The sequence below is a fragment of the Streptomyces sp. NPDC031445 genome (assembly GCF_055581365.1).
In genome coordinates this window covers 37,058-62,634 of sequence record NZ_JBVIJO010000005.1, presented here as the reverse complement: position 1 = coordinate 62,634, position 25,577 = coordinate 37,058, and the positions used below count along the sequence as shown (strand labels likewise).

20 protein-coding genes, 1 tRNA gene and 1 pseudogene are annotated in these 25,577 nt (G+C 71.5%); 13 read left to right on the top strand and 9 right to left on the bottom strand.

Features of this window, described 5'->3' with window-relative positions; translation table 11 throughout:
* The first annotated feature begins 327 nt into the window (after positions 1–327).
* On the top strand, positions 328–1,710 hold the full coding sequence (locus tag ACZ5DC_RS15415) for an NAD(P)/FAD-dependent oxidoreductase (protein ID WP_468652917.1): 1,383 nt from the start codon (positions 328–330) through the stop codon (positions 1,708–1,710).
* 272 nt (positions 1,711–1,982) lie between these two features.
* The gene (locus ACZ5DC_RS15410; protein ID WP_468652915.1) at positions 1,983–3,275 is read left to right on the top strand and encodes a class I SAM-dependent methyltransferase; all 1,293 of its coding nucleotides are present in this window, start codon (positions 1,983–1,985) and stop codon (positions 3,273–3,275) included.
* An 84-nt stretch (positions 3,276–3,359) separates the two neighbouring features.
* Here ACZ5DC_RS15410 and ACZ5DC_RS15405 read toward each other — a convergent pair whose 3' ends face one another.
* A complete protein-coding gene (locus ACZ5DC_RS15405) occupies positions 3,360–5,888 on the bottom strand; it encodes an ABC transporter permease (RefSeq protein WP_468652913.1) in 2,529 nt (842 codons plus the stop codon).
* Positions 5,888–6,658: an ABC transporter ATP-binding protein gene (locus ACZ5DC_RS15400; RefSeq protein WP_468652911.1), complete on the bottom strand. Its 771-nt coding sequence runs from the start codon at positions 6,656–6,658 to the stop codon at positions 5,888–5,890. Before ACZ5DC_RS15400 ends, ACZ5DC_RS15405 begins: the two co-directional genes overlap by 1 nt.
* A 427-nt stretch (positions 6,659–7,085) precedes the next feature.
* Between ACZ5DC_RS15400 and ACZ5DC_RS15395 the strand changes: the two genes are divergently transcribed.
* Together ACZ5DC_RS15395 and cutA are read left to right on the top strand one after the other, a co-directional pair.
* A tRNA-Leu gene (locus ACZ5DC_RS15395) sits at positions 7,086–7,169 on the top strand.
* Positions 7,170–7,762: 593 nt separating this feature from the next.
* Positions 7,763–8,092 carry a divalent-cation tolerance protein CutA gene (gene cutA / locus ACZ5DC_RS15390; RefSeq protein ID WP_468652909.1) on the top strand — a complete coding sequence of 110 codons (330 nt, stop codon included), beginning with the start codon at positions 7,763–7,765 and terminating at the stop codon, positions 8,090–8,092.
* Here cutA and ACZ5DC_RS15385 read toward each other — a convergent pair.
* The gene (locus ACZ5DC_RS15385; protein WP_468652907.1) at positions 8,089–9,390 is read right to left on the bottom strand and encodes a helix-turn-helix domain-containing protein; all 1,302 of its coding nucleotides are present in this window, start codon (positions 9,388–9,390) and stop codon (positions 8,089–8,091) included. The two genes, cutA and ACZ5DC_RS15385, sit on opposite strands and share 4 nt — an antisense overlap.
* A 609-nt stretch (positions 9,391–9,999) precedes the next feature.
* Here ACZ5DC_RS15385 and ACZ5DC_RS15380 point away from each other — a divergent pair.
* The 5 genes and pseudogenes from ACZ5DC_RS15380 (at position 10,000) to ACZ5DC_RS15360 (ending at position 15,796) form a co-directional block, all read left to right on the top strand.
* Positions 10,000–11,220 carry a phosphotransferase gene (locus tag ACZ5DC_RS15380; protein WP_468652905.1) on the top strand — a complete coding sequence of 407 codons (1,221 nt, stop codon included), beginning with the start codon at positions 10,000–10,002 and terminating at the stop codon, positions 11,218–11,220.
* Positions 11,217–11,804: pseudogene (locus ACZ5DC_RS15375) on the top strand (lactate/malate family dehydrogenase); the annotation flags it as partial. The gene ACZ5DC_RS15380 and the pseudogene ACZ5DC_RS15375, both read left to right, overlap by 4 nt.
* Positions 11,805–12,141: 337 nt before the next feature.
* A complete protein-coding gene (locus ACZ5DC_RS15370) occupies positions 12,142–13,275 on the top strand; it encodes a hypothetical protein (protein ID WP_468652903.1) in 1,134 nt (377 codons plus the stop codon).
* Positions 13,276–13,617: 342 nt separating this feature from the next.
* Positions 13,618–14,793 (top strand): 4-hydroxybenzoate 3-monooxygenase, encoded by a 1,176-nt coding sequence (locus tag ACZ5DC_RS15365; RefSeq protein ID WP_468652901.1) that lies wholly within the window; start codon positions 13,618–13,620, stop codon positions 14,791–14,793.
* Between the two features lie 148 nt (positions 14,794–14,941).
* Entirely contained in the window at positions 14,942–15,796 is an 855-nt protein-coding gene (locus tag ACZ5DC_RS15360; RefSeq protein WP_468652899.1) for a Bax inhibitor-1/YccA family protein, read from the top strand.
* A 56-nt stretch (positions 15,797–15,852) separates the two neighbouring features.
* On the opposite strand, the gene ACZ5DC_RS15355 is transcribed toward ACZ5DC_RS15360, so the two are convergent.
* The gene (locus tag ACZ5DC_RS15355; protein ID WP_189814252.1) at positions 15,853–16,083 is read right to left on the bottom strand and encodes a DUF4287 domain-containing protein; all 231 of its coding nucleotides are present in this window, start codon (positions 16,081–16,083) and stop codon (positions 15,853–15,855) included.
* Between the two features lie 99 nt (positions 16,084–16,182).
* On the opposite strand from ACZ5DC_RS15355, the gene ACZ5DC_RS15350 reads away from it, so the two are divergent.
* Positions 16,183–16,494 (top strand): hypothetical protein, encoded by a 312-nt coding sequence (locus ACZ5DC_RS15350; protein ID WP_468652897.1) that lies wholly within the window; start codon positions 16,183–16,185, stop codon positions 16,492–16,494.
* A 21-nt stretch (positions 16,495–16,515) separates the two neighbouring features.
* Here the strand turns inward: ACZ5DC_RS15350 and ACZ5DC_RS15345 are convergent, their stop codons facing one another.
* From ACZ5DC_RS15345 to ACZ5DC_RS15335, 3 genes are all read right to left on the bottom strand, one after another.
* The gene (locus ACZ5DC_RS15345) at positions 16,516–17,298 is read right to left on the bottom strand and encodes a hypothetical protein (RefSeq protein WP_468653531.1); all 783 of its coding nucleotides are present in this window, start codon (positions 17,296–17,298) and stop codon (positions 16,516–16,518) included.
* 319 nt (positions 17,299–17,617) lie between these two features.
* On the bottom strand, positions 17,618–18,838 hold the full coding sequence (locus tag ACZ5DC_RS15340; protein ID WP_468652895.1) for an acetyl-CoA C-acetyltransferase: 1,221 nt from the start codon (positions 18,836–18,838) through the stop codon (positions 17,618–17,620).
* A gap of 144 nt (positions 18,839–18,982) precedes the next feature.
* On the bottom strand, positions 18,983–19,999 hold the full coding sequence (locus ACZ5DC_RS15335) for an SGNH/GDSL hydrolase family protein (protein WP_468652893.1): 1,017 nt from the start codon (positions 19,997–19,999) through the stop codon (positions 18,983–18,985).
* A gap of 157 nt (positions 20,000–20,156) precedes the next feature.
* Between ACZ5DC_RS15335 and ACZ5DC_RS15330 the strand changes: the two genes are divergently transcribed.
* Complete coding sequence (locus ACZ5DC_RS15330) at positions 20,157–21,548, top strand: cystathionine beta-synthase (protein ID WP_468652891.1); 1,392 nt, start codon at positions 20,157–20,159, stop codon at positions 21,546–21,548.
* A gap of 343 nt (positions 21,549–21,891) precedes the next feature.
* Here the strand turns inward: ACZ5DC_RS15330 and ACZ5DC_RS15325 are convergent, their stop codons facing one another.
* Entirely contained in the window at positions 21,892–22,746 is an 855-nt protein-coding gene (locus ACZ5DC_RS15325) for a helix-turn-helix transcriptional regulator (protein ID WP_468652889.1), read from the bottom strand.
* Positions 22,747–22,894: 148 nt separating this feature from the next.
* Here ACZ5DC_RS15325 and ACZ5DC_RS15320 point away from each other — a divergent pair, with 148 nt between their 5' ends.
* Positions 22,895–23,656 carry an SDR family oxidoreductase gene (locus ACZ5DC_RS15320; protein WP_468652887.1) on the top strand — a complete coding sequence of 254 codons (762 nt, stop codon included), beginning with the start codon at positions 22,895–22,897 and terminating at the stop codon, positions 23,654–23,656.
* Between the two features lie 307 nt (positions 23,657–23,963).
* Here the strand turns inward: ACZ5DC_RS15320 and ACZ5DC_RS15315 are convergent, their stop codons facing one another.
* Positions 23,964–24,413 (bottom strand): hypothetical protein, encoded by a 450-nt coding sequence (locus tag ACZ5DC_RS15315; RefSeq protein ID WP_468652885.1) that lies wholly within the window; start codon positions 24,411–24,413, stop codon positions 23,964–23,966.
* A 238-nt stretch (positions 24,414–24,651) separates the two neighbouring features.
* On the opposite strand from ACZ5DC_RS15315, the gene ACZ5DC_RS15310 reads away from it, so the two are divergent.
* Positions 24,652–25,494, top strand: a complete 843-nt coding sequence (locus ACZ5DC_RS15310) for a MurR/RpiR family transcriptional regulator (RefSeq protein WP_468652883.1) — start codon at positions 24,652–24,654, stop codon at positions 25,492–25,494.
* Positions 25,495–25,577: the final 83 nt, after the last annotated feature.

Here is a 25,577-nt window from a genome sequence, read left to right as displayed (position 1 = left end):
CTTCACAAGGAATTCCCTCCGGCCGGCCCCCGGAAGGGGGCCCATTGGCCCTTTCGGGGGTCCCGGGGCTGTTTGAACATGTTCAGACGAAGGGCGCGGGAGGGGCCCGAAGGGGGGTGTTCCAAGGGTGTCACGGTGCCCTCACGGCCACCTCGCGGAGCCGGAGAGGCAGCTCACGCGGCCTTGACAACGGGGCGAAGCGCCCCTCGGTTCCCTCGTGTCCCCGTGGTGCGCGTCATGCGAGCCGCGGAGTTTAACACAGGCCCCGTCAGACCTTGTGAAGGGGCGCACGAGCGACCCCCCTGGGGCGGGTGGATACTCGATGCCATGAGCACCACGGAGCGTCCCAGGATCCTCGTAGTAGGCGGTGGGTACGTAGGCCTGTACGCAGCTCGGCGCATCCTCAAGAAGATGCGCTACGGCGAGGCGACCGTCACGGTCGTCGACCCCCGGTCGTACATGACCTACCAGCCCTTCCTCCCCGAAGCCGCCGCCGGCAGCATCTCCCCTCGGCACGTCGTCGTCCCGCTGCGACGCGTGCTGCCGAAGGCGGAGGTTCTCACCGGTCGGGTCACCACCATCGACCAGGACCGCAAGGTCGCCACGATCGCCCCGCTGGTGGGCGAGGCGTACGAGCTGCCCTTCGACTACCTGGTCATCGCCATGGGCGCGGTCTCCCGCACCTTCCCGATCCCCGGCCTCGCCGAGCAGGGCATCGGCATGAAGGGCATCGAGGAGTCCATCGGCCTGCGCAACCACGTCCTGGAGCAGCTGGACAAGGCCGACTCCACGACCGACGAGGAGATCCGCCGCAGGGCGCTCACCTTCGTCTTCATCGGCGGCGGCTTCGCGGGCGCGGAGACCATCGGCGAGGTCGAGGACATGGCCCGGGACGCGGCCAAGTACTACAAGAACGTGTCCCGCGAGGACATGCGCTTCATCCTCGTCGACGCCGCCGACAAGATCCTTCCCGAGGTCGGCCCCAAGCTCGGCCAGTACGGCAAGGAGCACCTGGAAAGCCGGGGCGTGGAGATCTACCTCTCCACCTCCATGGACTCCTGCGTCGACGGCCACGTGGTGCTGAAGAACGGCCTGGAGGTCGACTCCAACACCATCGTGTGGACGGCCGGCGTCAAGCCCAACCCGGCCCTGTCCCGCTTCGGTCTGCCGCTCGGCCCGCGCGGTCACGTCGACTGCGAGCCCACGCTCCAGGTCAAGGGCACGGACTACATCTGGGCCGCCGGCGACAACGCCCAGGTGCCGGACATGGCCGCCCGCAAGGCCGGCGTGGAGAACGCCTGGTGCCCGCCGAACGCCCAGCACGCGCTGCGCCAGGCCAAGGTCCTCGGCGACAACGTGGTCTCCGGCATGCGGGGCTTCCCGCAGAAGGAGTACGAGCACGCCAACAAGGGCGCGGTCGCCGGTCTCGGCCTGCACAAGGGCGTGGCCATGATCGTCATGGGCAAGATGAAGATCAAGGTCAAGGGCCGCCTCGCCTGGTACATGCACCGTGGCTACCACGGTCTGGCGATGCCGACCTGGAACCGCAAGATCCGCGTCTTCGCCGACTGGACGCTCGGCATGTTCCTCAAGCGCGAGGTCGTCTCCCTCGGCGCCATGGAGAACCCGCGCGAGGAGTTCTACGAGGCCGCCAAGCCGGCGCCGGTCGCCGCCGCGAGCAAGACCGAGGAGAAGGCCAAGGCCTCCTGACCTCCGGTCACAGACAGACCCTCCGGTCGACGACAGACCTCGGGTCACCGAAAGACAGTCCGGTCACCGACAGGTCCTCCTGTCGGTGACCGACCCGGAAGACCTCCCGCCATCCGTGGTGCGGGAGGTCTTCCGGCGTTCCCGGGCACCCGTCTGCATGGTTTCTACAACCGTTTTGCCCAGTCGTAACTCCTTTGCGGGACTGCGCCGAGGACCTCGCGGTGTTTACGTGGTATCCGGCATCCGGGATCGTCGTCTTGGAGGTGTGCGCCATGGCCGACGCCGCGTCGCGGCTGAGAAGTCTTGCCGAGCAGATGCTGGGAGCCCCGCTACCGGTACGCCTGAAGGCCTGGGACGGGTCGCAGGCGGGTCCGCCGGACGCGCCGGCACTCGTCGTGCGCAACCGCCGCGCCCTGCGCCGCATGCTGTTCAAACCGGGAGAGCTGGGCCTCGCCCGCGCCTGGGTCTCCGGCGACCTGGGGATCGAGGGCGACCTGTACACCGCGCTCGACGCCGTGGCGGGCCTCGTCTGGGAGCGCGGGGAGGACGCCCGCGGCCTCGTCCAGGCCCTGCGCGACCCCGACGTCCGGGCCGCCGCCCGCGAGCTGCTGAAACTGGCCGGCCCGCCGATCCCGCCCGCCCCGCCGCGCGAGGAGGTCCGCCGGCCCCGCCGGAACCTGCACACCCGCCGCACCGACAAGCGGGCCATCAGCCACCACTACGACGTCGGCAACGACTTCTACGAGATCGTCCTCGGCCCCTCCATGGTGTACTCCTGCGCCTACTGGGAAGATGCCGGAACCCTGGAGTCCGCCCAGCGCGACAAGCTCGAACTGGTCTGCCGGAAGCTCGGTCTGAAGGAAGGTCAGCGGCTGCTGGACGTCGGCTGCGGCTGGGGTTCCATGGCCATCCACGCGGCCCGCGAGCACGGCGTGAGCGTCGTCGGCGTCACGCTCTCCCAGGAGCAGGCGGCGTACGCCCGCAAGCGCGTCGCCGACGAGGGGCTGACCGACCGGGTGGAGATCAGGGTCCAGGACTACCGGGACATCGTGGACGGCCCCTTCGACGCCATCTCCTCCATCGGCATGGCCGAGCACGTCGGCGCCGAGAAGTACCTGGAGTACGCCCGCCAGCTCTACGCCCTGCTCAAGCCCGGCGGCCGGCTGCTCAACCACCAGATCGCCCGCCGCCCGCAGCGGGACGAGTCGGCGTACGAGGTGGACGAGTTCATCGACGCCTACGTCTTCCCCGACGGCGAACTCGCCCCCGTCGGCACCACCGTGACCCAGCTGGAGCGGGCCGGGTTCGAGGTCCGGGACGTGGAGTCCATCCGCGAGCACTACGCCCGCACCCTGCGCCGGTGGGTCGCCAACCTGGAGGCCGACTGGGACCGGGCCGTCCGCCTCACCAGCCCCGGCCGCGCCCGCGTCTGGCAGCTGTACATGGCAGCCTCCGCGCTCGCATTCGAACGCAACCGCATCGGCGTCAACCAGGTCCTCGCCATCCGCACCCCCGAGTCCGGCGCCTCCGGACTGCCCCTGCGGGCCCGCACCTGGCACGGCTGACAGGGGTACGGCAACACCCCCGGCCGCGGTACGGCACAAGGGGGCCCCGTCCCGCGGGGCCCCCTCGTGCCGTCGCGGGACCGCCTACTCGGCCTTGATGGCGGTCAGCATGTCCAGCCGGGCCGCGCGCCGGGCCGGCCACAGCGCGGCCAGGACGCCGACCAGGCCCGCCAGCAGCAGGAACACCGCGATCCGGCCCCAGGGCAGCACCAGTTCGTACGTCGGCATCTTCGTGCCCAGCAGCTCGCCCGCCGCCCAGCCGAAGAACACGCCCAGGCCGATGCCCAGCACCCCGCCGAACAGCGAGATCACCAGGGACTCCAGGCGGACCATCCGCTTGACCGCCCTGCGGTCCAGGCCGATCGCGCGGAGCATCCCGATCTCCTGGGCCCGCTCGAAGACGGACATGGCCAGCGTGTTGACGACCCCGAGCACCGCGACGATCACCGCCATGCCGAGCAGGCCGTAGACCAGGTTCAGCATCAGCGTGAACATCTGCGCGATCTCCCGGGAGATGTCCTGCTTGTCCTGGACCTTGATCGCCGGGTTGGAGCCGAGGGCCTTCTCCAGCCCGTCCTTGGCCGCGTCGGACGCCCCGTCCGCCGTCTTCACCATGACCTGCATGTCGGCCGGGTCGGACAGGTGAGGGGTGAGGACCTTGTTGTCGAGCATGATCCCGTTGAGCATGTCGTTGCCCTCGTAGACCCCCGCGACCGTCAGCCGCCGGGCCTTGCCGTCCTCGAAGTGCGCGGTGAAGCGGGAACCGGCCTTCCAGCCGAAGTGCCTGGCACGGTCCTCGTCCACGACGACCCGCGTGCCGCCCACGGCGAACGAGCCGTCGGTCACCTTCAGGTCCGTCAGCTTGCCGATCGCCGCGCCGTTGACGCCGGTCAGGAACTCGGTCTCGCCGTCGATGCGGGACTCGCCGTTGCGCAGCGGGCTGCTCTCGGTGACCCCGTCGGCGGAGGCGAGCTTCTTCTCCACGCCGGGGGAGAGCGGACCGCGGTTGGCCATCGAGACGACGTAGTCGGCGCGGATCGCGGAGGAGGCCATCTTGTCGATGGACGTCTGGAGGCTGCCCGCCATCACCGTCATGCCGGTGATCAGCGTCAGGCCGATCATCAGCGCGGAGGCGGTGGCCGCGGTACGGCGCGGGTTGCGCACCGAGTTCTGCCGGGCCAGCTTGCCCGACACCCCGAAGGCGCGCAGCACCGGCGCGGCGGCCGCGATCAGCGGGCGGGACAGCAGCGGGGTCAGGATGAACACGCCGATGACGAGCAGGACCGCGCCGATGCCCATCGCGCCCTGGCCGGTGTCGGCGTCCATCCTCGTCCCGGCGAGGACCACCGCGACGCCGGCCGCCGCGAACAGCGAACCCAGCGTGTTGCGCAGCACCAGCGACTTGGCGGTGGCCTTGGCGTGCACGCTGCTCATCGCCGCCACCGGCGGGATCTTCGCGGCCCGGCGGCCGGGCAGCCACGCGGCCAGCATGGTGATGAGGACGCCGACGGCGAGGGCGGTGACCACCGTGCCGGGGCTGATCACCAGCGGGCCGTCGGGCATGCTCGCGCCGAACGAGCCGAGCAGGGAGCGCAGGCCCGCGCCGATGCCGACACCGGCGGCCAGACCGGTCACACCGGCGACCGCGCCGACGGCGAACGCCTCGATGAGCACCGAGCGGGTGACCTGGCGGCGGGAGGCGCCGACCGCCCGCAGCAGGGCGAGCTCCCGGGTGCGCTGGGCGACCAGCATGGTGAAGGTGTTGGCGATGATGAAGGTGCCGACGAACAGCGCGATGCCGGCGAACACCAGCAGGCCCTGCTTCAGGCTGCTCATGGAGGCGGAGATGGCCTTCGCCTGGTCGTCGGCGAGCTGCCTGCCGGTGGTGGTCTTGACCAGCTTCGCGGGCAGGGCCCTGTCGAGCCGGGCCTTGAGCTCCGTCTGGCTGGTGCCGGCCGCGGCCCGCACGTCGATCTCGTCGTACGTGCCCTTCTTGCCGAACAGCGCCTGTGCGGTCGCCGTGTCGAACAGGGTGAGGCTGCCGCCCGCGGCGACGTTGCCGTCGTCGGTGGTGAAGATGCCGCTGACGGTGGGCGTGAGCACCGGGCCGTCCACGGAGAGCCGCACGGTGTCGCCGACCCGGTAGCCGGCCCGCTTCGCGGTCGCCGAGTCGATCAGCACCTCGTCCTTGCCGCGCGGGGCATGGCCGCTGACCAGCGGATAACGGGGGTCCTCGGCGCCCCAGTAGTTGCCGCCGGCGGACTGCCAGTCGCCGCCGACGAGCTTGCCGTGCTTGTCGGCGACAGCGGTGAAGCCGGTGACGACACCGGTGGCGGAGGCGGCCCCCGGGACCGCGGCGGCCTTGTCGAGCAGGGCCCGGGTCAGCTCGGGCGTCCTGCCGACCTGGTTGCCCTCGGAGTCCTGGTACTCGGGCCGTACGGCGACGTCGACCTGGTCGAAGCCCTTGGCGGAGCTCTTCTGGTAGGCGTCGGAGATGGTGTTGGTGAAGACCAGCGTCCCGGAGACGAACGCCACGCCGAGCATGACGGCGAGCACGGTCATCAGGAGCCGGGCCTTGTGCGCGAAGACGTTGCGCAGGGCGGTGCGGAACATCAGCTGGTACGGCCCTTCGCGTCGAACTGCTTCATCAGGTCGAGGACGGAGTCGGCCGTGGGGCCGTGGATCTCGTCGACGATCCGGCCGTCGGCCAGGAAGATCACGCGGTCCGCGTAGGCGGCGGCCACCGGGTCGTGGGTGACCATGACGACGGTCTGGCCCAGTTCGCGCACGGAGTTGCGCAGGAAGCCGAGGACCTCGGCGCCGGAACGCGAGTCCAGGTTCCCGGTCGGCTCGTCACCGAAGATGATCTCGGGCCGGGAGGCGAGGGCACGGGCGACGGCGACCCGCTGCTGCTGACCGCCGGACAGCTGGGAGGGCCGGTGGCCGAGCCGGCCGGACAGCCCGACCATCTCGATGACCCGGTCCAGCCACGCCTTGTCCGGCTTCCGCCCGGCGATGTCCATCGGGAGGGTGATGTTCTCCAGGGCGGTCAGCGTCGGCAGCAGGTTGAACGCCTGGAAGATGAAGCCGATCTTGTCCCGGCGCAACCTGGTGAGCTGCTTGTCCTTCAGGGACCCCAGCTCGGTGTCCCCGATCCGGACCGACCCGGAGGAGAAGGTGTCCAGCCCGGCCACGCAGTGCATCAGCGTGGACTTGCCGGAGCCCGACGGCCCCATGATCGCGGTGAACTCGGCGGCCCGGAAGTCGACGGAGACCCGGTCCAGGGCGACCACCCGGGTCTCACCCTGCCCGTAGATCTTCGACAGCTCCATGGCGCGTGCGGCCACGGCGGTGGTCCGGCCGGCGGTGGGTGTGGTGGTCACGGGAGGGCGCTCCTGTCGGGACGACGTGTGTTCCTGGGGACCGCTCCATCGTTTCGGTGCGAAAGGCGCGTGGAGTCAGTCGCTGTTCCGGTTCCGGAGGGCGACTGGGGTCGGACGGAGCGGCCCGCCGTCATACCTGGGGAGGACAGCCGACCCTGACGCCGTCCGTGTCGGGGGCGATGTCGGGCGTCGCGCCGGGGGCCGTGTCGAGAACAGGTGGAACACCCTCGTTCGGACGGTGAAATTCCGTCATTTCGCGTACGCGTGTACAGCCGTCGCGACAGGCTATTGGCAAGTGCGGATGGCGCGTTCCGCGGGCTGATGCACCCTCAGACGTCAATAAAATAAGACAACATCGGTCCACCCACCCACTGTTCGGGGGATGGCTCCCGATAGGCTCGAACCTCGCAAGCGGAGCCCATGGCCTGCCCGGATGGTGGAATGCAGACACGGCGAGCTTAAACCTCGCTGCCCCTTCGCGGGCGTGCCGGTTCAAGTCCGGCTCCGGGCACTTTCCTACTAATGGCACCTGACCGTGTGAAATGACCGGTTGGTGCCGTCACTCATCCGTAGCGCTGGTGCACGGCTGGCGCGCGGCCTCTCTGGCTTGCCCCTTCATGGCATAGATCGCGGAGATGACGCCCAAGGAGCGGTGAGGGCGGCCCGACGGTGGCGGGTGGCAAGGGCCGGCCCGTGGGGCCCAACCTGACGGGCGGCATGGTCTCCGATCGCCTACGGCGCGGACGGCGAGAGAAGTCGGTGTCCGCACCACGGGCGCACGAGCTGACCGACGTCTGGGCGTGGGAGTGGGAGGAAGCCTTCACTGCGGCGCCGCACGCTGGTACGCGTGCAGGTGCCCCGGCCGTGCCGCCTAGACGCCGGTGGCAGCCTGGGGGACGGACCAGAAGTAGGTCAGACTTTCGGACGTGAAGGCTCGGGCGCGGGCGTTGCGGATCTGCGGGCAGCTCCCGGAGCTGGACGGCGTCCGAGTGGGTCAGGCGGAGTCCTGAGCCTCGCTGCCCGTCTGATCGGTACGCCGCCAGGTACGGGTAAGGCTGTTCGACCCCGTACCAGTGCCGCAGACCTGCTCACTAGGCTCCCGCCATGACTGACTACGTGCAGGTGTCGACCGCCACCCCCACTCGTGATCAGGCCGTGGAACTCGCGAAGGAAGCGGTGCAAGGCCGCCTGGCCGCCGGCGCCCAGATCATCGGCCCCGTCAGTTCCGTGTTCTGGCACCTCGGCGAATTCGGAGTCGGCGAGGAGTGGCGACTGCTTCTGAGCACGAACAACGAGACCTACCCCGCCCTGGAAAAGCTCCTCCTCGACCGTCACCCGTGGGACAACCCTGAGGTGATCGCTACGCCCATCACACACGGGGCGGAGCGCTGTCTCCAGTGGATCTCGGACTCTGTCTCGTCGTCTGCCTCCTAGACGGCCTTCTGCAATACCTCGTGTACTGCGGCGACGCTCTGGTGAACACGCATCTGCGCCAAGACGGGGGCGAAACGACGCTGCGGGCGTACTGACGCAACACCGGAGGCGAGGTCGAGGGCGCGCCCCATGACACGGGCGGCTTCCTCGACCTCGCCGGCAGTGAGGTACGACTCGGCCAGCCAGGACAGGTACAGAGCTTTGTCCCGGGCGTTGTGATCGCTGTACGTCTTGAGCGCATCCGTGAGTACGGGGACGGCCCGTAGGTGCCGGGACAGTTCCGTCCAGCAGCGGCCGGTCATGATGTCCAGCTCGACGGGGTCCACCCATGCCGCCCAGTCTGGCTGGGGCTCCCCTTGCGGGGCTGCGGCGAGCGCTGCGCGGGCGGCGTCCAGGGCGCGTTCGGTGGCGTCCGGCTGGTTGGCCACGGCGCAGGCCCATGCCATCCGCTCGTGAAGGAGTGCCTGCACGGTGGCAGGGGTGTGCGGGGTGATGGTGGCGCAGCTGGCCGCCGCGATCTGGACGGCCTTGGCGCGGTCGGCGGTTTGGTAGGCGAGGAAGGCGTAGCTGTTGCCCAGCAGGTCACCGTTGCCGGCTTCCCGAGCCGCCCCCTTGCTCTCCTCGTACAGGGCGGTCGCGTCGGGGTGCCGCCCGCCGTCGAAGGCGGCCCATCCGGCCTGCTGGGCCTGCTCGGCGAGGAGTGACTGAAGCCGGCGCCGGGACTGCTCGGTGAAGGAGCCCGTGCGTAGCAATGTCTTCGTGTTCTGGTACTCGGCGAGGTACACGCGGTAGGTGTCTCCTCCGCCCAGGAACTCGTCGAGGCGGCGTAGCCGGGCTGTGCGTTCCCGGAGTTGTCGCACGTGTTCGGTCGTGACTTTTCTGGGCGTTGGCGGACGGTTCAGTGTCGGCAGTGCGGCGGCGAGGCCCGTGGTGGTAGCTGCCTGAAGAACGGTGCGGCGCCGCACGCTGGCTCCGATCTCTGAGATCGCCGAGGGCGCTGGAGCGCCACCCGCCTCCCAGGGCCTGGGAGCCAGACCCACCATGTGACCTGGCACCCGTAGCGCGTCCGCGATCTGCGCGATCTTGCTGAACGTGGTGATGCGGCCCTGACCGCGTGCGAGGGTGCCGACCCTTTCGGGCTTGATGTCGCACTCGGCAGCGATCCGGGAGTAGGTGATCCCAGCGCGGTCGCGGGCCAGGCGGAACACCCGACCGAAGTCGTGATCAGCGAGCGCTTGTTGGACCTCAGCCTCTTGGAGGAGCTGCCGGGGCATTGCAGTGGGCGGCTGGTAGGTCATGCGGTGGCACTTCCTGCTGGCCTCAGTCTGAGGGATGCCTGAACTGTGCGTGTACCCATGATGGGTATACCCGGCTCGGGGACGCGGCCGGTTCCCGGAAAGACCACCCTGGACGCGAAAGCGCCCGTTGGCCAACTAGGCGGAGGCCGCGGGGCGTGGCCAACTGCTGGGGAGTGGCTTGTGCCCAAGGTACCCAACTGTCCTACCGAGGCCGTACCGGTCGTGACGCTTGGCGGATTCTCCGCCGTCGGCGCCCGCGACTCGCGCTCGTCGCCGTCGCGTGGACGCTACTCCTCACCGGGCTCGTCGTGGATACGGTGACCTCCCTGGTGACCTGAGCCACCCCAGACACCCGCTCCGGGCGGCCCATGGCGGCACGAATGGCTCCTAGCCGCCAGCAACCGCACCCATCCCAAGCGGGTAGCCCGGCCGGAGCGGGCCCAACGTCCCGGCTGACCCCCGTGGGGGAGTGACGACAGCCCGGGACGCGGCCTCGGCCGCCCGTGTGGCCGGGCCCGCACTCCCTCTCTGCTCTCTCGATCACCCGTCCGCCCCCCGGGCGACGAGGACCGGAGCCGTTGCACAACGAGCTGCCCAGAGGAGGCGTTCGTGACCACCGACGCATGTGCCCTTCCCACCCAACGGTCGCGTACTCGGCCCACAGTGGCCGAGGTGTTCGTCCACTCCGCTGCTCAGATCCATCAGGCTGCCGCCGGCATATGGCCGGGTGAGCAGGTCCTTCTCGACGGTCACGTGCCCAGCGTCACCGGCTACGTGCACCGGTGCCGCGTCGGGGACCGGCCCCTGTATGCCAAGACGTCGATCCTGGGCGTTTCCCTGGTCTCGCTGCTGCGTGGCGCTTGCGGCCCGTGGGCCACCGTGCGCCAGGCGCAAGGCGAGTACGTCCGGCGACAGGATGGCCTCCTCGCGCGGGAGGCGGCACAGCTGCGTGTCCTCACCGGTCTGGAAGGGCCGCGTGTGTGCGGGGTCGTCGGTATCAGGGACGGCGTGATCTTCACCGAGGCGGTGCCCGGCCCGACGCTGGGGGATCTCCTCCTCGCGCGGCCCGGCGAGGCCCGCGAGCTGCTGGAGCGGCCCCTCACCGAGCTGCGTCCGCTGCACCGGCCGGGTGCTGGGCGCCGCTTGGACCCAGTTGGGGCCATCGGCGAGCGGAGCATTGACGGTACGTTCCGCCGCAAGTTCGACAGCCCGGCCGGTGCCGTCTACGTTGACGGGCTCGGCGCAGAGCGGTGCCCCGAGCAGCGCGCGGACATCGCGGAGTTGCTCGGCCGCAGCGTGCGACGGCTGCTGGGGCTGCGGATGACCCTGCCATCGGCCGCAGGCACGGCCCTCGCGTATGGCGATCTGAAGCCCGAGCACGTTCTGTTCCCCGATGGCGTGGACGGGCGTCCGGTGCTCCTGGATCCCGGCATCCTACGGGCGCACCCGATGGTCGACGTGGCGAAGCTGCTCAGCCGTACGGTCCTGCTACTGGCAGCACGTCGGCCAGACCCGGCGACCGCCGGCCTGATCGTGGACGGCGGCGCCCTCGTCGCCCGGTCCCGCGCGGGCCATCTGTCAGTGAAGGAACGGCGGGAGTGGCTGCGCCATCTGCTGGTGCTGTGGCTGATGGACACGCTGAACATCGTCACGACCTACCTGTCCGCCCCGGCCGCGCTGCCGCTGCCCGGCCTCGGCCTGGCGCTCGTAGACCGGGCAGTGCCGGTGTGTTCCCTGGTCGACGCGGTGAGCGCCGATCTCCTCGACCCGCTGCTTCGCCGGGGGCGGGGAGAGCGGACTCTCGCCAGGATCATCGAGGCGGTCGTATGACGGCCCGGGTTCCCACCATCGGCCTCATCGGGACCGGCGCAGTCGGCCAGGCCGTCGGCGGGGCGTTGGTGACGTCCGGTCTGTGTGACCGCCTCCTCGTCGCGTCCCGCACTGCCGGGCAGGTCGCGGCCCTGGCCGACGACCTTGACGACATGCGGGCCGCACTCGGCTCCCCTACTCGGCCGTACGGCGCCAAGGTGGCCCACCTGCGGGAATGCGCCGCCTTGGTGGTCGCCATCCGCGCCCGGTTCACGAACCTTCGCAGCACGGACGTCCGTATGGGTGGCGTGCAGGCGAACACACCAGTCATCCGGTACCTCGCCGCGCAGCTCGCCGGCTACCCGGGCACGGTGTTGGTGGTGACGAACCCCGTTGACTTGATGGCCAGGCTCTTTGCTGACGAGTCCAGCTGTGAGCGCGTGTTCGGGATCGGCTCCAGTCTCGACACGGCCCGTTACCGGCTCACCCTGGCCCGGCTCCTGAACGTTCCGGCCTTCGCGGTGTCCGGTCACGTCATCGGCGAGCACGGGGATGGCGCTGTCATCTGCGTCTCGTCGACGACTGTCCACGGGCAGCCCGTGCCCGTCCCCCTTCAGCAGGTCCGCGACGAGCTGACCTGCCGTCCCAGCCGAATCAACGCGGGGATCGGCCGCACCCGCTGCGGCCCGGCCGGTGCTGTGATGTCCGCGCTGCGGCTGGCCCTCGGCATCGAGGACGGCACGACTGAGCTGTCCGTCCCGAGCGAGGGCGCTTGGCTCGGCCTTCCCGTGCGCTTCACCGGAGGTCAGCCTGTGCCGTTCGTGCCTCCGCTCGACCCCGTCGAGGGCCGTCACTTGCAGGCGTCCCGGTCCAAGCTGCGCACGGCCTATCAGGTTGTGCGCGGCATCCCTCTGCAACCGCTTCCGTCTGGAGGAATTGATCATGGAAGCTACTCACGCTGTACGTCTGGAGAGCGCCGGGGCGGCTGTGACCGTCGTGTCCGCCGAGCGTGCCGTCACCGACTGGTCGGCCCGGCACTTCGGTCAGTGGTGGCAGGCGGCCGAGGTGCCCCCACAAAACGTCTGTGCTGGGCCGGTGGTGATCGCCGAGGTGAGCCCGGGCGCATACGCGGACGAGTCACTCGCGGTGACGCAGGCGCCACACACGAGCATGGTGTACGCGAAAGCCCAGACGCTGGGCACGCAGGACATCGCTGCGGGGGTGATCCGCGCGGTGTCCCCGGAGCAGGCGCTCGCCTACCGTTCCGAGCCGGACGCGGGGAGCCTGCTGATCTTCGGCTGTGACACCGAGCCGGTCGCGACGGCGACGGCGCGCCTGGCCCGCGAGGTGATGCGCGGAGTCCTGCTGCGCGATGGCTGGGCGGTGCTCCACGCTTCGGCGGTCGTCAAAAACGGCCGCACAGTCCTGACATTCGGCAAGAAGGGTGCGGGCAAGACGACAACCGCTCTGGCCCTCGCCGCTCGGCATGGGTGCGGCCTGCTCGCCAACGACCGCGTGTTCGTCCGGCCCAACGATCAGGGCGGGGTGGACGTCCTGCCGTGGCCGTCGGCCGCCGCGCTCGGCCTGGGCCTGCTCGACGCGCTCGGCTGGTTCGACATCTGCCGCGAGCGCCTGGAGGCCGGCGAAGCGCTGCATCCCACGCAGGACGGCCGGGTCACGGAAGCCATCCTCGCCGGCCGTCGCGAACCCCTTTGGGAGGGCGGCAAGGAGCTGAAGGCGCAACTGTTTCCCGACCAGTTCCCCCAGTGGCTCGGCGTGCAGCTGGCGACCGAAGGGCAGGCCACCGCTCTGGTGTTCCCACGGATCGAGGCGGGCGTGGTCCCAGCCGAGGAGGAGAACGGCCGGGGCCTGGGTGAAGGGGACTTCATGAGCGGGCAAACCGAGGATCGCTACCCGGACATCTTCGGCCTGCTGAGGGTCGACGGAGGGGGCAGCCACGACGCCAAGCATGAGGTTGCTCACCGGCTGGCGGAGCTGCCACACCACTCGGTGGTCCTCGGCCACGACGTGGCGGCGAACGCGGAGTTCCTCATGAAGGTCACCGGCTGCGCCTGATCCGGCGAGCACGCCGCGAACCCCGGCAGCAGCATCAGCCGGGGCCCGCGGGCTGTGCGGAAGGTGAGTAGCGTGCGCCCAGGCTCTTCAACTGGAGTCGCATCGAGCCCGTGGTGCCCGTGCCGACCCTGGGGCCGGTACGCCCGGGCGACCCGCTACCTGACCCGTTCGAGGCCGCCGTGGAGAGCGCAGGAACTGGCCAGTTCCTCGCGTACGGCAAAGCCCACCCCCGACCGCCGCACGACCGTTGACAGCGGGACCCGTGCGGCCGGAGACTCACGCCCGAACACGGTGAAAGAAACTTCACCGGACGAACGCCCCGTAGGCGGAGGGAGACGTCCGATGCGCACCACCGTCGGGATCATCGGGGCGGGGCCGGCCGGGCTGCTGCTCGCGCGGCTGCTGCACCGTGCCGGGATCGAGTCGGTCGTCCTGGAGGGGCGGGACCGGGACTACGTCGAGCAGCGGCAGCGGGCCGGGATCCTGGAGCAGGGGACGGTCGACATGCTGCGCGCCGCCGGGGCCGGGGAGCGGATGGACCGGGAGGGGCTGCGGCACGACGGGATCGAGCTGCGGTTCGGCAGGCGCCGGCACCGCGTCGACTTCCCCGCGCTCACCGGCGGGCGGTCCGTGACCGTCTACGCCCAGACCGAGGTCTGCAAGGACCTCATCGCGCTCCGGCTGGAGGAGGGCGGGCCGCTGCTGTTCGAGGCCGAGGCGCTCGCCGTGGAGGGCGCGGAGAGCGACCGGCCGCGGGTGCCCTTCCGGCACCAGGGGCGCCAGGACGTGCTGGAGTGCGACTACGTCGTCGGCTGCGACGGGTTCCGGGGCGTGTCCCGCCGGGCCTTCCCGGCCGGGGTCTCCCGGGTGTTCGAGCGGTCGTACCCCTACGCCTGGCTCGGCATCCTCGCCGACGTCGCGCCCTCGCACGACGAACTCGTCTACGCCCGCCACGAGCGCGGCTTCGCCCTGCTGTCCATGCGGTCGCCGGCCGTCTCCCGGCTCTACCTCCAGGTGCCCGCGGGCACGGACGCCCGGGTGTGGGGCGACGAGGCGGTCTGGGACGAGCTGGAGCGGCGGCTGGAGACGGACGACGGCTGGCGGCTGGAGCGCGGGCCCGTCACCCAGAAGTCGGTCACGCCCATGCGCTCCTTCGTGCACGAGCCGATGCGGCACGGCCGGCTCTTCCTCGCCGGCGACGCCGCCCACATCGTGCCGCCGACCGGCGCCAAGGGACTGAACCTCGCCGTCGGCGACGTCGTCACGCTCGCCCGGGCCCTCGCCCACGAGCGGCGGACCGGCTCCCCGGAACTCCTCGACGCCTACTCCGCGACCTGTCTGCGCCGGGTCTGGCAGGCCGAACGGTTCTCCTACGACATGACGACCCTGCTGCACCCGGCCCCGGACGCCACCGCCTTCGACGCCCGCCTCCAGCTGGCCCGGCTGGAGCGGATCGCCTCCTGCCGGGCGGCCGGGACCGACCTGGCCGAGGCGTACACAGGGTTTCCGCTCGGTTAGCCGTCCGTCCATGGCCGGGAATCAGTCGTCCGCGTAGCGTGTTGCGCAGCACGGCAGGGGAAAGATCCTCCTCAAGTATCATGGTCGATCCTTTGCCAATCCATTACTCTTGAGCCAAGGCTGCGCTCGGCAGCCATGGAGGAGTGAAATGAGGAGCAGCAACCCGGTCTTCTCGCGACGGGGGTTCAGCCGCGACAACGGCTACGCCGGCTTCAACACCGCACCGCAGGCCGGGTACGCCCAGGGCAACCCGTACGCGCAGAACCCGTACGCGCAGAACCCCTACGCACAGCAGGGCGTCGGCGCCCCGCCCCAGGCCCCGGCCACCACCGACCGGATGACCATGGACGACGTCGTCGTCCGCTCGGCCGTCACGCTCGGCACGGTCGCCGTCGGCGCCGCCCTCGCCTGGGCTCTGCTGCCCGTCTCGGGCACCAGCTACGGCCTGGCGGTCGGCTCCGCGCTGATCGCCTTCGTCCTGGCGATGGTGCAGAGCTTCAAGCGCACCCCGTCACCCGCGCTGATCCTCGGGTACGCCGCCTTCGAGGGCGTCTTCCTCGGCGTCATCAGCGAGATGTACAACAGCCGCTGGAGCGGCGCGCCCTTCCAGGCCGTGCTCGGCACCATGGCCGTCTCAGGCGCGACGCTGCTGGTCTACAAGGCCGGCTGGATCCGCGTCACCGCCCGGTACGCCCGCATCGGCCTCGCCATCGCGATGGCGTTCCTGGTGGTCATGGCGATCAACCTGCTGCTGGTCGCCTTCGGGGTCGCCGATGACGGCGGACTGCGCAGCTTCGGTCCGCTCGGCGCGCTCGTCGGCATCATCGCGATCGTGCTCGGCGCGTTCTTCCTGACCCTGGACTTCAAGCAGATCGAGGACGGCATCGCCTACGGCGCCCCACGCAACGAGGCATGGCTCGCCGCGTTCGGCCTCACCCTGACCCTGGTGTGGATCTACGTGGAGATGCTGCGACTGGTGGCGATTTTCAGCAGCAACGACTAGCGCGGCCACAGCTCATCGGCAGGGCCCCGGGCGATCCGCCCGGGGCCCTGTGCCGTTCAGAGCAGCTTGCGCGCCGCCCTCCTCAGGTCGTACTCGTGCACGAGCGCCTTCGCGTGGCCGTACGCGAGGTCGTACTCGTGCCGGAGCCAGCTGACCTTCTCCTCGAAGCGGAAGAGCGCCGGGCCTTCTTCGACGGTGCGCAGCCAGTCGGAGACTTCGCGACCGGTGCAGTGCGGGATGCGGGCGAGCAGGTTGCGGTGGGTCTCCTCGGAGAAGACGTGGGACATCGGCGCCTCCGTACACAAAGGGGATGTAAGCCGGTCCTTCAGGTCACCGTGCCCGAGCGTTCGCGTATTGGCAACAGTGCGGGGCGTTACGCTCGGCGGGTGGTTGATACGACGCCCCTGACCCAAGCAGTGGATCACTTCGCCGACCGGTTGCGGGCGGCACCGCAGAGCCGGCTCCAACGCAGCGCCGCGGCGGAGGCGTTGGCCCTGGCCCGGGAGCTCTCCCGGCGGGCCCAGCTGATGGAGGAGCCGGAGGGCGAGCCCCGGGAGATGCCGGACGCGGGGATGTTCGCCGTGGCGGACCAGATCCTGGTGGCCGCGCACGACCTCGCGGTCGTGGTGCGCAGCGAGGACCAGGTCGCCGAGGCCGTGCGGCTGGTGGAGGAGGCGCGGCAGCGCGCGGGTGTCTGACGCGGGGTCCGGCACCGCCCGTCAGAGGGAGGCGATCACCCTGTCGGCCAGGATGTACACCGTCTCCTCGCCGCACGCGAACGTCAGGGCGTACGCGCCGGAGACGCCCGAGCCGCCCAGCAGGTACGGGGCCTCGCCGGATTCCAGGGCCCTCGCCAGGCGCTCCGCCGTCTCGCGGTGGCCCGGGGTCATGCACAGGGTGGTGCCGTCGGCGAAGACGTAGACGTCGAGCGTGCCGAGCGGGCCGGGACGGACGTCGGAGAGTTCGACGCGCTCGGCGGCCAACTTCTCCAGCGTGGTGACGGTGCGCTCGTGGTCGTTCACGGCCGGCGACTGCACGGGGACGAAGTCCGGGTGCGAGGGGTGCCGACGGCGGGCCGCGGCCAGCTCCGGGGACTCCCCGGCGAACTCGTCGGCGTCGGCGCCCGGCTCGGCCACCGGCTCCAGCGGCTCGAGGCCCGCGAAGTCCGCCTGGCGGGGCAGGAACACGTCGGCGTCGGACAGGCCGTACAGCGAGGGCGACTCGGAGGCGTCACGGGCCTCCTGTGCCGCCCAGAAGGCGCGCGCCTCGGCCAGCTCGCGCTCCCGCTCCTCGGCCAGCGCCTCGGCCACGGCCGCCCGTATCTCCTCGGCGTCCGCGGCGGTACGGGCGTTCGGCAGGAGGGCGCGCGTCGTGGCCGCCTGGCCGTCGGCGAGCTGCGCCGCCAGATCGGTGAGCTGGCGGCGCAGCTTCAGCACGGTGCGCAGGACGGCGACACCCACGGCGCCGGTGGCTGCCGTGGTGAGCAGCAGGGCGATCGGCATGGCGCTCACTGACATACTCCCGGTTCAAAGTCGACCCCCGACTTCCTACATCAGCTTGAAGGGCGGACTAACCAGCTGTCAGTGCGTAACGTCACGAAACGGACAGAACTTTGGACGCGCGGCTGTGTCGTGCGTCACGCCGACCCGCGCTGACCAGCGGCGATGTGCCGGGCGGGCGACATAGGTCACATCCTGGGTGAGATTGGATCACGGAAAGGCCCGGAACCGCGGTGTTTCCCGGGTTCCGGGCCCTTTCACGACACGCCGTGCGCGACCCGCCACGAACGGTGGGCCGGCCCGTGCGCTCGATGACGGTGGGTCAGCTCAGGCGCTCGATGACCATCGCCATGCCCTGGCCGCCGCCGACGCACATCGTCTCCAGGCCGAACTGCTTGTCGTGCCACTGCAGCGAGTTGATGAGCGTGCCGGTGATGCGGGCTCCGGTCATGCCGAACGGGTGGCCGACGGCGATGGCGCCGCCGTTGACGTTCAGCTTGTCGATGTCGATGCCGAGGTCCCGGTACGACGGGATCACCTGGGCGGCGAAGGCCTCGTTGATCTCGACCAGGTCGATGTCGTCGATGGTCAGACCGGCGCGCCGCAGGGCCTGCTTGCTCGCCTCCACCGGGCCGAGGCCCATGATCTCCGGGGAGAGGCCGGAGACACCGGTGGACACGATCCGGGCGAGCGGGGTCAGGCCCAGCTCGCGGGCCTTGGTGTCGGACATGATGACGAGTGCGGCGGCGCCGTCGTTCAGCGGGCAGCAGTTGCCGGCCGTGACGAGTCCGTCCGGGCGGAAGACCGGCTTCAGGCCCTGCACGGCCTCCAGGGTGACACCGGCGCGCGGGCCGTCGTCCTTGCTGACCACCGTGCCGTCGGGGAGGGTCACCGGGGTGATCTCGCGCTCCCAGAAGCCGTTCTTGATGGCCTGCTCGGCGAGGTTCTGCGAGCGGACGCCGAACTCGTCCATCTCCTGGCGGGTGACCCCCTTCCAGCGGGCCAGGTTCTCCGCGGTCTGGCCCATCGCGATGTAGGGGTCGGGCAGCAGGCCGTCCTCGCGCGGGTCGTGCCAGGTCGTGCCCTCCTGCTGGGCGACGGACTCGGTGCGGGCCTCGGCCTCGGCGAACAGCGGGTTGTGCGTGTCCGGCAGGCCGTCGGAGCTGCCCTTGCGGAAGCGGGAGACCGTCTCGACACCGGCCGAGATGAAGACGTCGCCCTCGCCGGCCTTGATGGCGTGCAGCGCCATGCGGGAGGTCTGCAGGGAGGAGGAGCAGTAGCGGGTGATCGTGCAGCCCGGCAGGTGGTCCATGCCCATCTGCACGGCGACGATCCGGCCGAGGTTGTGGCCCTGCTCGCCGCCGGGCAGGCCGCAGCCGAGCATCAGGTCGTCGATGTCCCGGGGGTCCAGCTCGGGGATCTTGGCGAGCGCCGCCTGGATGATCGTGGCGGTGAGGTCGTCGGGGCGCAGGTCCTTCAGGGAGCCCTTGTTCGCGCGGCCGATGGGGGAGCGGGCGGTCGAGACGATCACGGCTTCGGGCATCACGGCTCCATTGGCGGATTTTTTCGGGCAGGCCAGGTGGGAAGTTACCCGTACGTATGGGCCAGGTCACCGGTGTCGCGGTGTGACACTGGCCGCAATTGTCTAAGCGCTTGCTTTGCTCTGCGCGGGTCCGGACGGAGGCGGTCAGAGAGGCCGGCTCGCCGGCTCCGCCTCGGGTACCCGCCGCCGGCGCCTGCGCTTGAGCAACGCCCACGGTCCTCGCGGCCCCGCCGGCATGGCCGCCGTCACCTCGGTGCCGGCCTCCGCCGCGGCCTCGGCCGCCGCGCGGGCCACCGGCAGGAAACCCTCGCGGCGCGACACGTCCGGCCGCTCCTCCTCCGGCCACAGGCCCAGCGCCGCGCACACCGTCGGCAGGACGGCCATGGCCGCGGTGGCGTAGCCCTCGGCCGACGGGTGGTAGTTGTCCGGCCCGAACAGCTCCCGCGGGTTCGCCTCGAACTCGGGCCCGAGCAGATCGCCCAGCGACACCGTCCGCCCGCCCTGCTCCACCACCCCGATCGTCTGGGCCGCCGCCAGCTGCCGGGACGCCCGCCGGGCCAGCCAGCGCAGCGGCTGCTGCACCGGCTCGATCGTGCCGAGGTCGGGACAGGTGCCGACCACCACCTCGGCGCCCGCCGTGCGCAGCCGCCGTACCGCCGCCGACAGGTGCCGTACCGAGCGGGTCGGGTGCATCCGGTGGGTCACGTCGTTCGCGCCGACCATGATCACGCAGATGTCCGGGACGGGACAGGGCGCGGACAGCACCAGCCCGACCTGGCGGTCCAGGTCGTCGGACCGGGCGCCCGGCACCGCCACGTTCCGCAGCTCCACCGGGCGTTCCGCCACCGCCGCCAGCCCGGAGGCCAGCAGCGCCCCCGGGGTCTGGCCCGCCCGGTGCACGCCCTGCCCCGCCGCCGTCGAGTCACCGAGCATCGTCAGCCGCAGCGGTGGTTCGCCGGGGGTGTCGTACGCGTGCCCGTACACGCCGTCGGCCACCGGCACCCGCCCCGCGCCGCCGTTGCCCACATGGCGCCGCGCCAGTCGCACCTCCGCCAGCACCAGACCGACGACGGCCGCGCCGATGAGCCCTGCCCCGCCCCCGCCGTACGCCGCCCCGGCCGCGATGCGCCGGGCCACCCGTGCCCTCGACGTCCTCGTCATGCGTCGCCGCCACCTCCTCGTAGCCGTACCCACTCCTTGCCCCGTACGGACCGTGCGCCAATCTCGACGGGGAGTGAAGGACCGCGCCCGCCACACCGCTGGCCTTAGGCTGGCGGCACCACTACGAACAGTTCTTTTGCAGCGACCGGAGACAACGGTGCGATACCACGACTCGATGATCAGCCTCGTCGGCGACACCCCGCTGGTGCGGCTCAACAACGTGACCAAGGGCATCCAGGCGACCGTCCTGGCCAAGGTGGAGTACTTCAACCCGGGCGGTTCCGTGAAGGACCGCATCGCCCTGCGCATGATCGAGGCCGCGGAGCAGAGCGGGGAGCTGAAGCCGGGCGGCACGATCGTCGAGCCGACCAGCGGCAACACCGGCGTGGGACTCGCCATCGTGGCCCAGCAGAAGGGCTACAAGTGCATCTTCGTGTGCCCGGACAAGGTGAGCACCGACAAGATCAACGTGCTGCGCGCGTACGGCGCCGAGGTCGTCGTGTGCCCGACCGCCGTGGCCCCGGAGCACCCGGACTCGTACTACAACGTCTCCGACCGGCTGGTGCGCGAGACGCCCGGCGCCTGGAAGCCCGACCAGTACTCCAACCCCAACAACCCGCTCTCGCACTACCACTCGACCGGACCCGAGCTGTGGGAGCAGACCGAGGGGAGGATCACCCACTTCGTGGCGGGCGTCGGCACCGGCGGCACCATCTCCGGCACCGGCCGCTACCTGAAGGAGGCCAGCCAGGGCGCGGTCAAGGTCATCGGCGCCGACCCCGAGGGCTCCGTGTACTCGGGCGGCTCCGGGCGGCCGTACCTGGTCGAGGGCGTCGGCGAGGACTTCTGGCCGACCGCCTACGACCGTGGCGTCGCGGACGAGATCGTCGCCGTCTCCGACAAGGACTCCTTCCAGATGACCCGCCGGCTGGCCAAGGAGGAGGGCCTGCTGGTGGGCGGCTCCTGCGGCATGGCCGTCGTGGCCGCGCTGAAGGTCGCCGAGCGGCTCGGCCCCGACGACGTCGTGGTGGTGCTGCTGCCCGACAGCGGCCGCGGCTACCTCAGCAAGATCTTCAACGACGAGTGGATGGCCGACTACGGCTTCCTGGAGGACGAGGGCCCCAGCGCCCGCGTCGGCGACGTCCTCAGCGACAAGGCGGGCGGCTCCATCCCGTCCCTGGTGCACATGCACCCGGAGGAGACCGTCGGCCAGGCCATCGAGGTGCTGCGCGAGTACGGCGTCTCGCAGATGCCCGTCGTCAAGCCGGGCGCCGGTCACCCGGACGTGATGGCCGCCGAGGTCGTCGGCTCGGTCGTGGAACGGGAGCTGCTCGACGCCCTGTTCAGCAAGCGGGCCTCGCTGGAGGACCCGCTGGAGAAGCACATGTGCGCCCCGCTGCCCCAGGTCGGCTCCGGCGAGCCGGTCGGCGACCTGATGCAGGTGCTGGGCTCGGCGGACGCCGCGATCGTGCTGGTCGAGGGCAAGCCGACCGGCGTCGTCAGCCGGCAGGACCTGCTGGCCTTCCTCGCCAAGGGCGGCACCAGGTAGCCCGCCCGGGCCGGGGGCCCGGGTTCGCGGAAGTGGAACGAGGGCGTCATGTGCGCGCAGCACCCGCTTAACACGGCTCCGGCAGAGTAGGGGGCGTCGGCAGGGGTGGGAGCGGCTCCCCGCCCTGGCCGGCGCCGAACGGCGCCAAGGAACCTCCGGAGCGGCTCCCGGACCTCCATGGACGCCATGGACGCGTAGGCCCGGCCCTGACCCGGCCCGCGTCCCCCGCGGGGACCGCCGTCGTCCCGCCCCCCGGAAACGGGGGTGCGGCGGTCCCCGCGCAGCCTTTCCCGCCTCGGCCGGCGCCGCTCCCGCGGACGGGAGCGCCCGCCGTCGCGGCTCCTCAGTCGCCGGCCGCGGCCGGCGCCGCGTTCCAGCTGCCCAGCATGGCCAGCCGTTCCGCCGTCTCCGAGCCCGGCTCCGGCGTGTACACCACGATCGTCTGCTCCGGGTCCGCCGGGACGGTCAGCGTCTCGTACGGCAGGGTCAGCAGACCCGCGACCGGGTGCCGCACCTTCTTCACGCCGAACGCGCACTCGCGCACCTCGTGGTCCGTCCACAGCCGGCGGAAGTCCTCGCTCTTCAGGGTCAGTTCGCCGACCAGCGCGCACAGTCCGGGGTCGTCGGCGTACCGGCCCGCCAGCAGCCGCAACTGCGCCACCGTCTGCGCGGCCACCGCCGCCCACTCCGGGTACAGCTCCCGGGAGGCCGGGTCGAGGAAGACCAGCCGGGGGACGTTCCGTTCGGCCGGCGCCAGACGGCTGAAGCCGCCCACCGCGTCACCGAGCGCGTTCCAGGCCAGCACGTCCATGCGGCGGCCCAGCACGAACGCCGGGCTGCGTTCCATGCCGTCGAGGAGGAGCTGCACGCCGGGCCGCACGCGGGGCGCACCGGCCGGCTTCGACCGCCGCCGCTGGGGGCGCGCCACCGTGCGCAGGTACGCGTGTTCCGTCTCGTCCAGGCGCAGCACCCGCGCGACCGCGTCCAGCACGGCGTCGCTGACGCTGGTGCCCCGGCCCTGCTCCAGCCGGACGTAGTAGTCGACGCTCACACCCGCGAGCTGGGCCACCTCCTCGCGGCGCAGGCCCGGCACCCGGCGCCGCCCGTGCGCGGGCAGCCCGACCTCCTCCGGCCTGATGCGGGCGCGGCGCGAGCGCAGGAAGTCGCCCACCTCTGCTTCGGTCCAGTCCCCGTCCATGACCCGATCGTAGGGGAGAGGCGCCCGCCGTTCCTGGTACTGGCAGACCCAGGAAAAGCGCATCCCTGGGTAGGGCCGCCGGACGCGACGAGAGTGGTGCCCGCCGCCGGGAGCAGCCCGCCGCCCGGCGATCCACGAGGGAGCACCCATGTCGTACGAGAACCTGTCCGGCCGCACCGCCGTGGTCACCGGAGCCGCCAGCGGCATCGGCGAGGCCGTCGCCCTGCACCTGGCCGCCGAGGGGGCCGCGGTGGCGCTGCTCGCCCGGCGCGCGGACCGGCTGGACGCGCTGGTGGAGAAGATCCGGGCACAGGGCGGCCGGGCCCTCGCGGTGGCCGCCGACGTCACCGACGACGCGTCCGTGGCCGCCGCCCGGGACCGGGTCCACGAGGCGTTCGGCGCCGTCGACCTCGTCGTCAACAACGCCGGTGTCATGCTGCCGAACCCCGTCGAGGAGGGCCGGCTGGACGAGTGGCAGCGGATGCTGGACACCAACGTCACCGGCGTGCTGCGGATCATCCGCGCCTTCACCGCCGACCTGCTGGCCGCCGCGGCCGGAGGGCGCACCGCCGACCTGGTGAACATCTCCTCCATCGGCGCGCACGTGACCTTCCCGAACTACGCGGTGTACGGCGCGACCAAGGCGGCCGTCACCTACCTGTCGCAGAGCCTGCGCGGCGAACTGGGCCCGCGCGACGTCCGGGTCACCAACATCGAGCCGGGACTGACGGAGACCGAACTGGTGTCGCACGTGGGCAGCGCGGAGCTGTCGGGGCAGCTGGACGAGATGTTCGGGTCGATCGGGGGACTGGCCGCGGCGGAGGTCGCCGACGTCGTCGCCTACGCCACCAGCCGCCCCCGGCACGTCAACCTGCGCCAGATCATGGTCCTCCCGACCCGCCAGGCGTAACCCGCCGCCGGGCGGGGGGGGGGGCGCAGGGGACGTGTCCGTTGCCGGTCCGCCGGATTCCGGTGGCTCGTCCGTTGCCGGGGGCTGCCGTAGTTCGGTGACTCGTCGGCTGCCGGGGGTCGGCCGGTGCCGAGGGTTGTCGCGCCGGGGGGTGGCTGGTGCCGGTGACTCGTCCGCTGCCGGGCGGGCGGCCGGTGCCGAGGGGGCGCCTCGGTGGGGGGGTGGTGCGGCGCCGGGCACTCGCCGTGCGCCGGGTGTCGCCGCGCCTCGGCGCTCGGCCGGCCACTAGGTCACTGACCCCGGCCGGTCACCCGTCCCCCGCAGGGCCGTCGGGGTCGGGGCGGCCCGGGAGGAGGTCCGGGTTGAGGCGTACGGCCTGGACCGCGTTGACGCCCACGATGCCGAGCCAGGTGACCACCATCCCGGACAGGCCGGCGACCGCACCCGCGATGGCGGACAGCGGGATCGCCAGGACCAGCGTGACCAGGGCGAAGCCGTACCGCTCGCCCCAGGAGTCGGCCGGTTTCGGCCGCCGGCTCTCCCGGGCCGTCGCCATCTGCCGCTCGGCCAGCTGCCGCCGCACCCGGCGGTCCACCGCGCCGTCGATCCGCTGCTCCACCTTCTCCAGGAAGGACTCCACCAGCGCGGAGTCGTAGTCGTCGCCCAGTTCCCTGCGGGCGCGCACGGTCGCGTCCAGGTCCTTCCGGAGGTTCGGGTCCGCCCGGAGGCCGGCGTCCTGGGGGTCGAGTGTGCTCATGCCGGTCAGCCTAGGGAGCGGACGGCTGGACGGCACTGGGGTTAGCCCCCGGCCCGGGTTCGGGCTGGCCACCGCCGCCACCGCGTTCCGGCGCGCGGCCGGCGCGTACGGCGGCGCCGGACGCGGGGCTGTATAACGGTATGCAGTGACACACTGCCTGAATAGCAGACCCGTGTTCGCCGACGCCTCGGCGCTGTACTCTCCCGGGGCGTCGAGGAACCCGGAGGGGGAGTACGTGATGAGCGGGACCGACAGCCCTGCCAACCGATTGCAGGCGCTCTTCGAGGGCCACCGGCTCACGCCGACCCAGCGCCGCATCGCGCACAGCATGGTGCGCCGGGCCGCCGACGTGCCCTTCCTGTCCAGCGTGGAACTGGCCGAACTGGCCGGGGTCAGCCAGCCGTCGGTGACCCGGTTCGCGGTCGCCCTCGGCTTCGACGGCTATCCCGCCCTGCGCAAGCACCTGCGCGAGGTCGTCCCGGCCGAACCGGCCGCGGAGACCTCCGCCTACAACGAGTACCAGCAGGCCGTCGAGGCCGAGATCGAGAACCTGAGGCACCTCGCCGAGCTGCTCGCCGACCCCCGCCCGGTGCAGCGCGCCGGCCGGATCCTCGCCGCCTCCCGCCCGCTGCCGGTGCTCGGGCTGCGCGCGGCCGCCTCCCAGGCGTACGGCTTCGCCTACTTCGCCGCCAAGGTGCACCCGGACGTCCGGCTGCTCCACGAGGGCGGCACGATGATCCACGACCGCATCGACGCCGCCGTCCGCGCGGGCGCCACCGCCCTGCTGTGCTTCGCGCTGCCCCGGCACCCGCGCGAGGTCGTGGACACCCTCGCCTACGCCAGGGGCGCCGGCCTGACCGTGGTCACCGTCGCCGACTCCGCGTTCGCGCCGGTCGCCAAGCACTCCGACCTGCTGCTGCCCGCCGCCGTCGGCACCGGGCTCGCCTTCGACACCGCGTGCGCGCCGATGCTGCTCGGCCGGGTGCTGCTGGAGGCGCTCTGCGACGACCTGCCGGACGCCCAGGCCCGCCTGGAGGAGTTCGACGCGAAGGCGGCGGCGCACGGCCTGTTCGTGGAATGACCGGGTCCCGCCACTCTCAGATTCGTCTCAGGTTCTGCTATTAGCCTCCTACGGGACACATGCGCTGTGGACACGTGACACGG

Coding starts and splice junctions, on each gene's coding strand:
- ACZ5DC_RS15315 (WP_468652885.1), bottom strand. CDS start 24,413: ATGAGCACACTCGACCCCCAGGACGCCGGCCTCCGGGCGGACCCGAAC.
- ACZ5DC_RS15410 (WP_468652915.1), top strand. CDS start 1,983: ATGGCCGACGCCGCGTCGCGGCTGAGAAGTCTTGCCGAGCAGATGCTG.
- ACZ5DC_RS15360 (WP_468652899.1), top strand. CDS start 14,942: ATGAGGAGCAGCAACCCGGTCTTCTCGCGACGGGGGTTCAGCCGCGAC.
- ACZ5DC_RS15415 (WP_468652917.1), top strand. CDS start 328: ATGAGCACCACGGAGCGTCCCAGGATCCTCGTAGTAGGCGGTGGGTAC.
- ACZ5DC_RS15385 (WP_468652907.1), bottom strand. CDS start 9,390: ATGACCTACCAGCCGCCCACTGCAATGCCCCGGCAGCTCCTCCAAGAG.
- cutA (WP_468652909.1), top strand. CDS start 7,763: ATGACTGACTACGTGCAGGTGTCGACCGCCACCCCCACTCGTGATCAG.
- ACZ5DC_RS15310 (WP_468652883.1), top strand. CDS start 24,652: ATGAGCGGGACCGACAGCCCTGCCAACCGATTGCAGGCGCTCTTCGAG.
- ACZ5DC_RS15335 (WP_468652893.1), bottom strand. CDS start 19,999: ATGACGAGGACGTCGAGGGCACGGGTGGCCCGGCGCATCGCGGCCGGG.
- ACZ5DC_RS15370 (WP_468652903.1), top strand. CDS start 12,142: ATGGAAGCTACTCACGCTGTACGTCTGGAGAGCGCCGGGGCGGCTGTG.
- ACZ5DC_RS15340 (WP_468652895.1), bottom strand. CDS start 18,838: ATGCCCGAAGCCGTGATCGTCTCGACCGCCCGCTCCCCCATCGGCCGC.
- ACZ5DC_RS15325 (WP_468652889.1), bottom strand. CDS start 22,746: ATGGACGGGGACTGGACCGAAGCAGAGGTGGGCGACTTCCTGCGCTCG.
- ACZ5DC_RS15320 (WP_468652887.1), top strand. CDS start 22,895: ATGTCGTACGAGAACCTGTCCGGCCGCACCGCCGTGGTCACCGGAGCC.
- ACZ5DC_RS15405 (WP_468652913.1), bottom strand. CDS start 5,888: ATGTTCCGCACCGCCCTGCGCAACGTCTTCGCGCACAAGGCCCGGCTC.
- ACZ5DC_RS15365 (WP_468652901.1), top strand. CDS start 13,618: ATGCGCACCACCGTCGGGATCATCGGGGCGGGGCCGGCCGGGCTGCTG.
- ACZ5DC_RS15355 (WP_189814252.1), bottom strand. CDS start 16,083: ATGTCCCACGTCTTCTCCGAGGAGACCCACCGCAACCTGCTCGCCCGC.
- ACZ5DC_RS15345 (WP_468653531.1), bottom strand. CDS start 17,298: ATGCCGATCGCCCTGCTGCTCACCACGGCAGCCACCGGCGCCGTGGGT.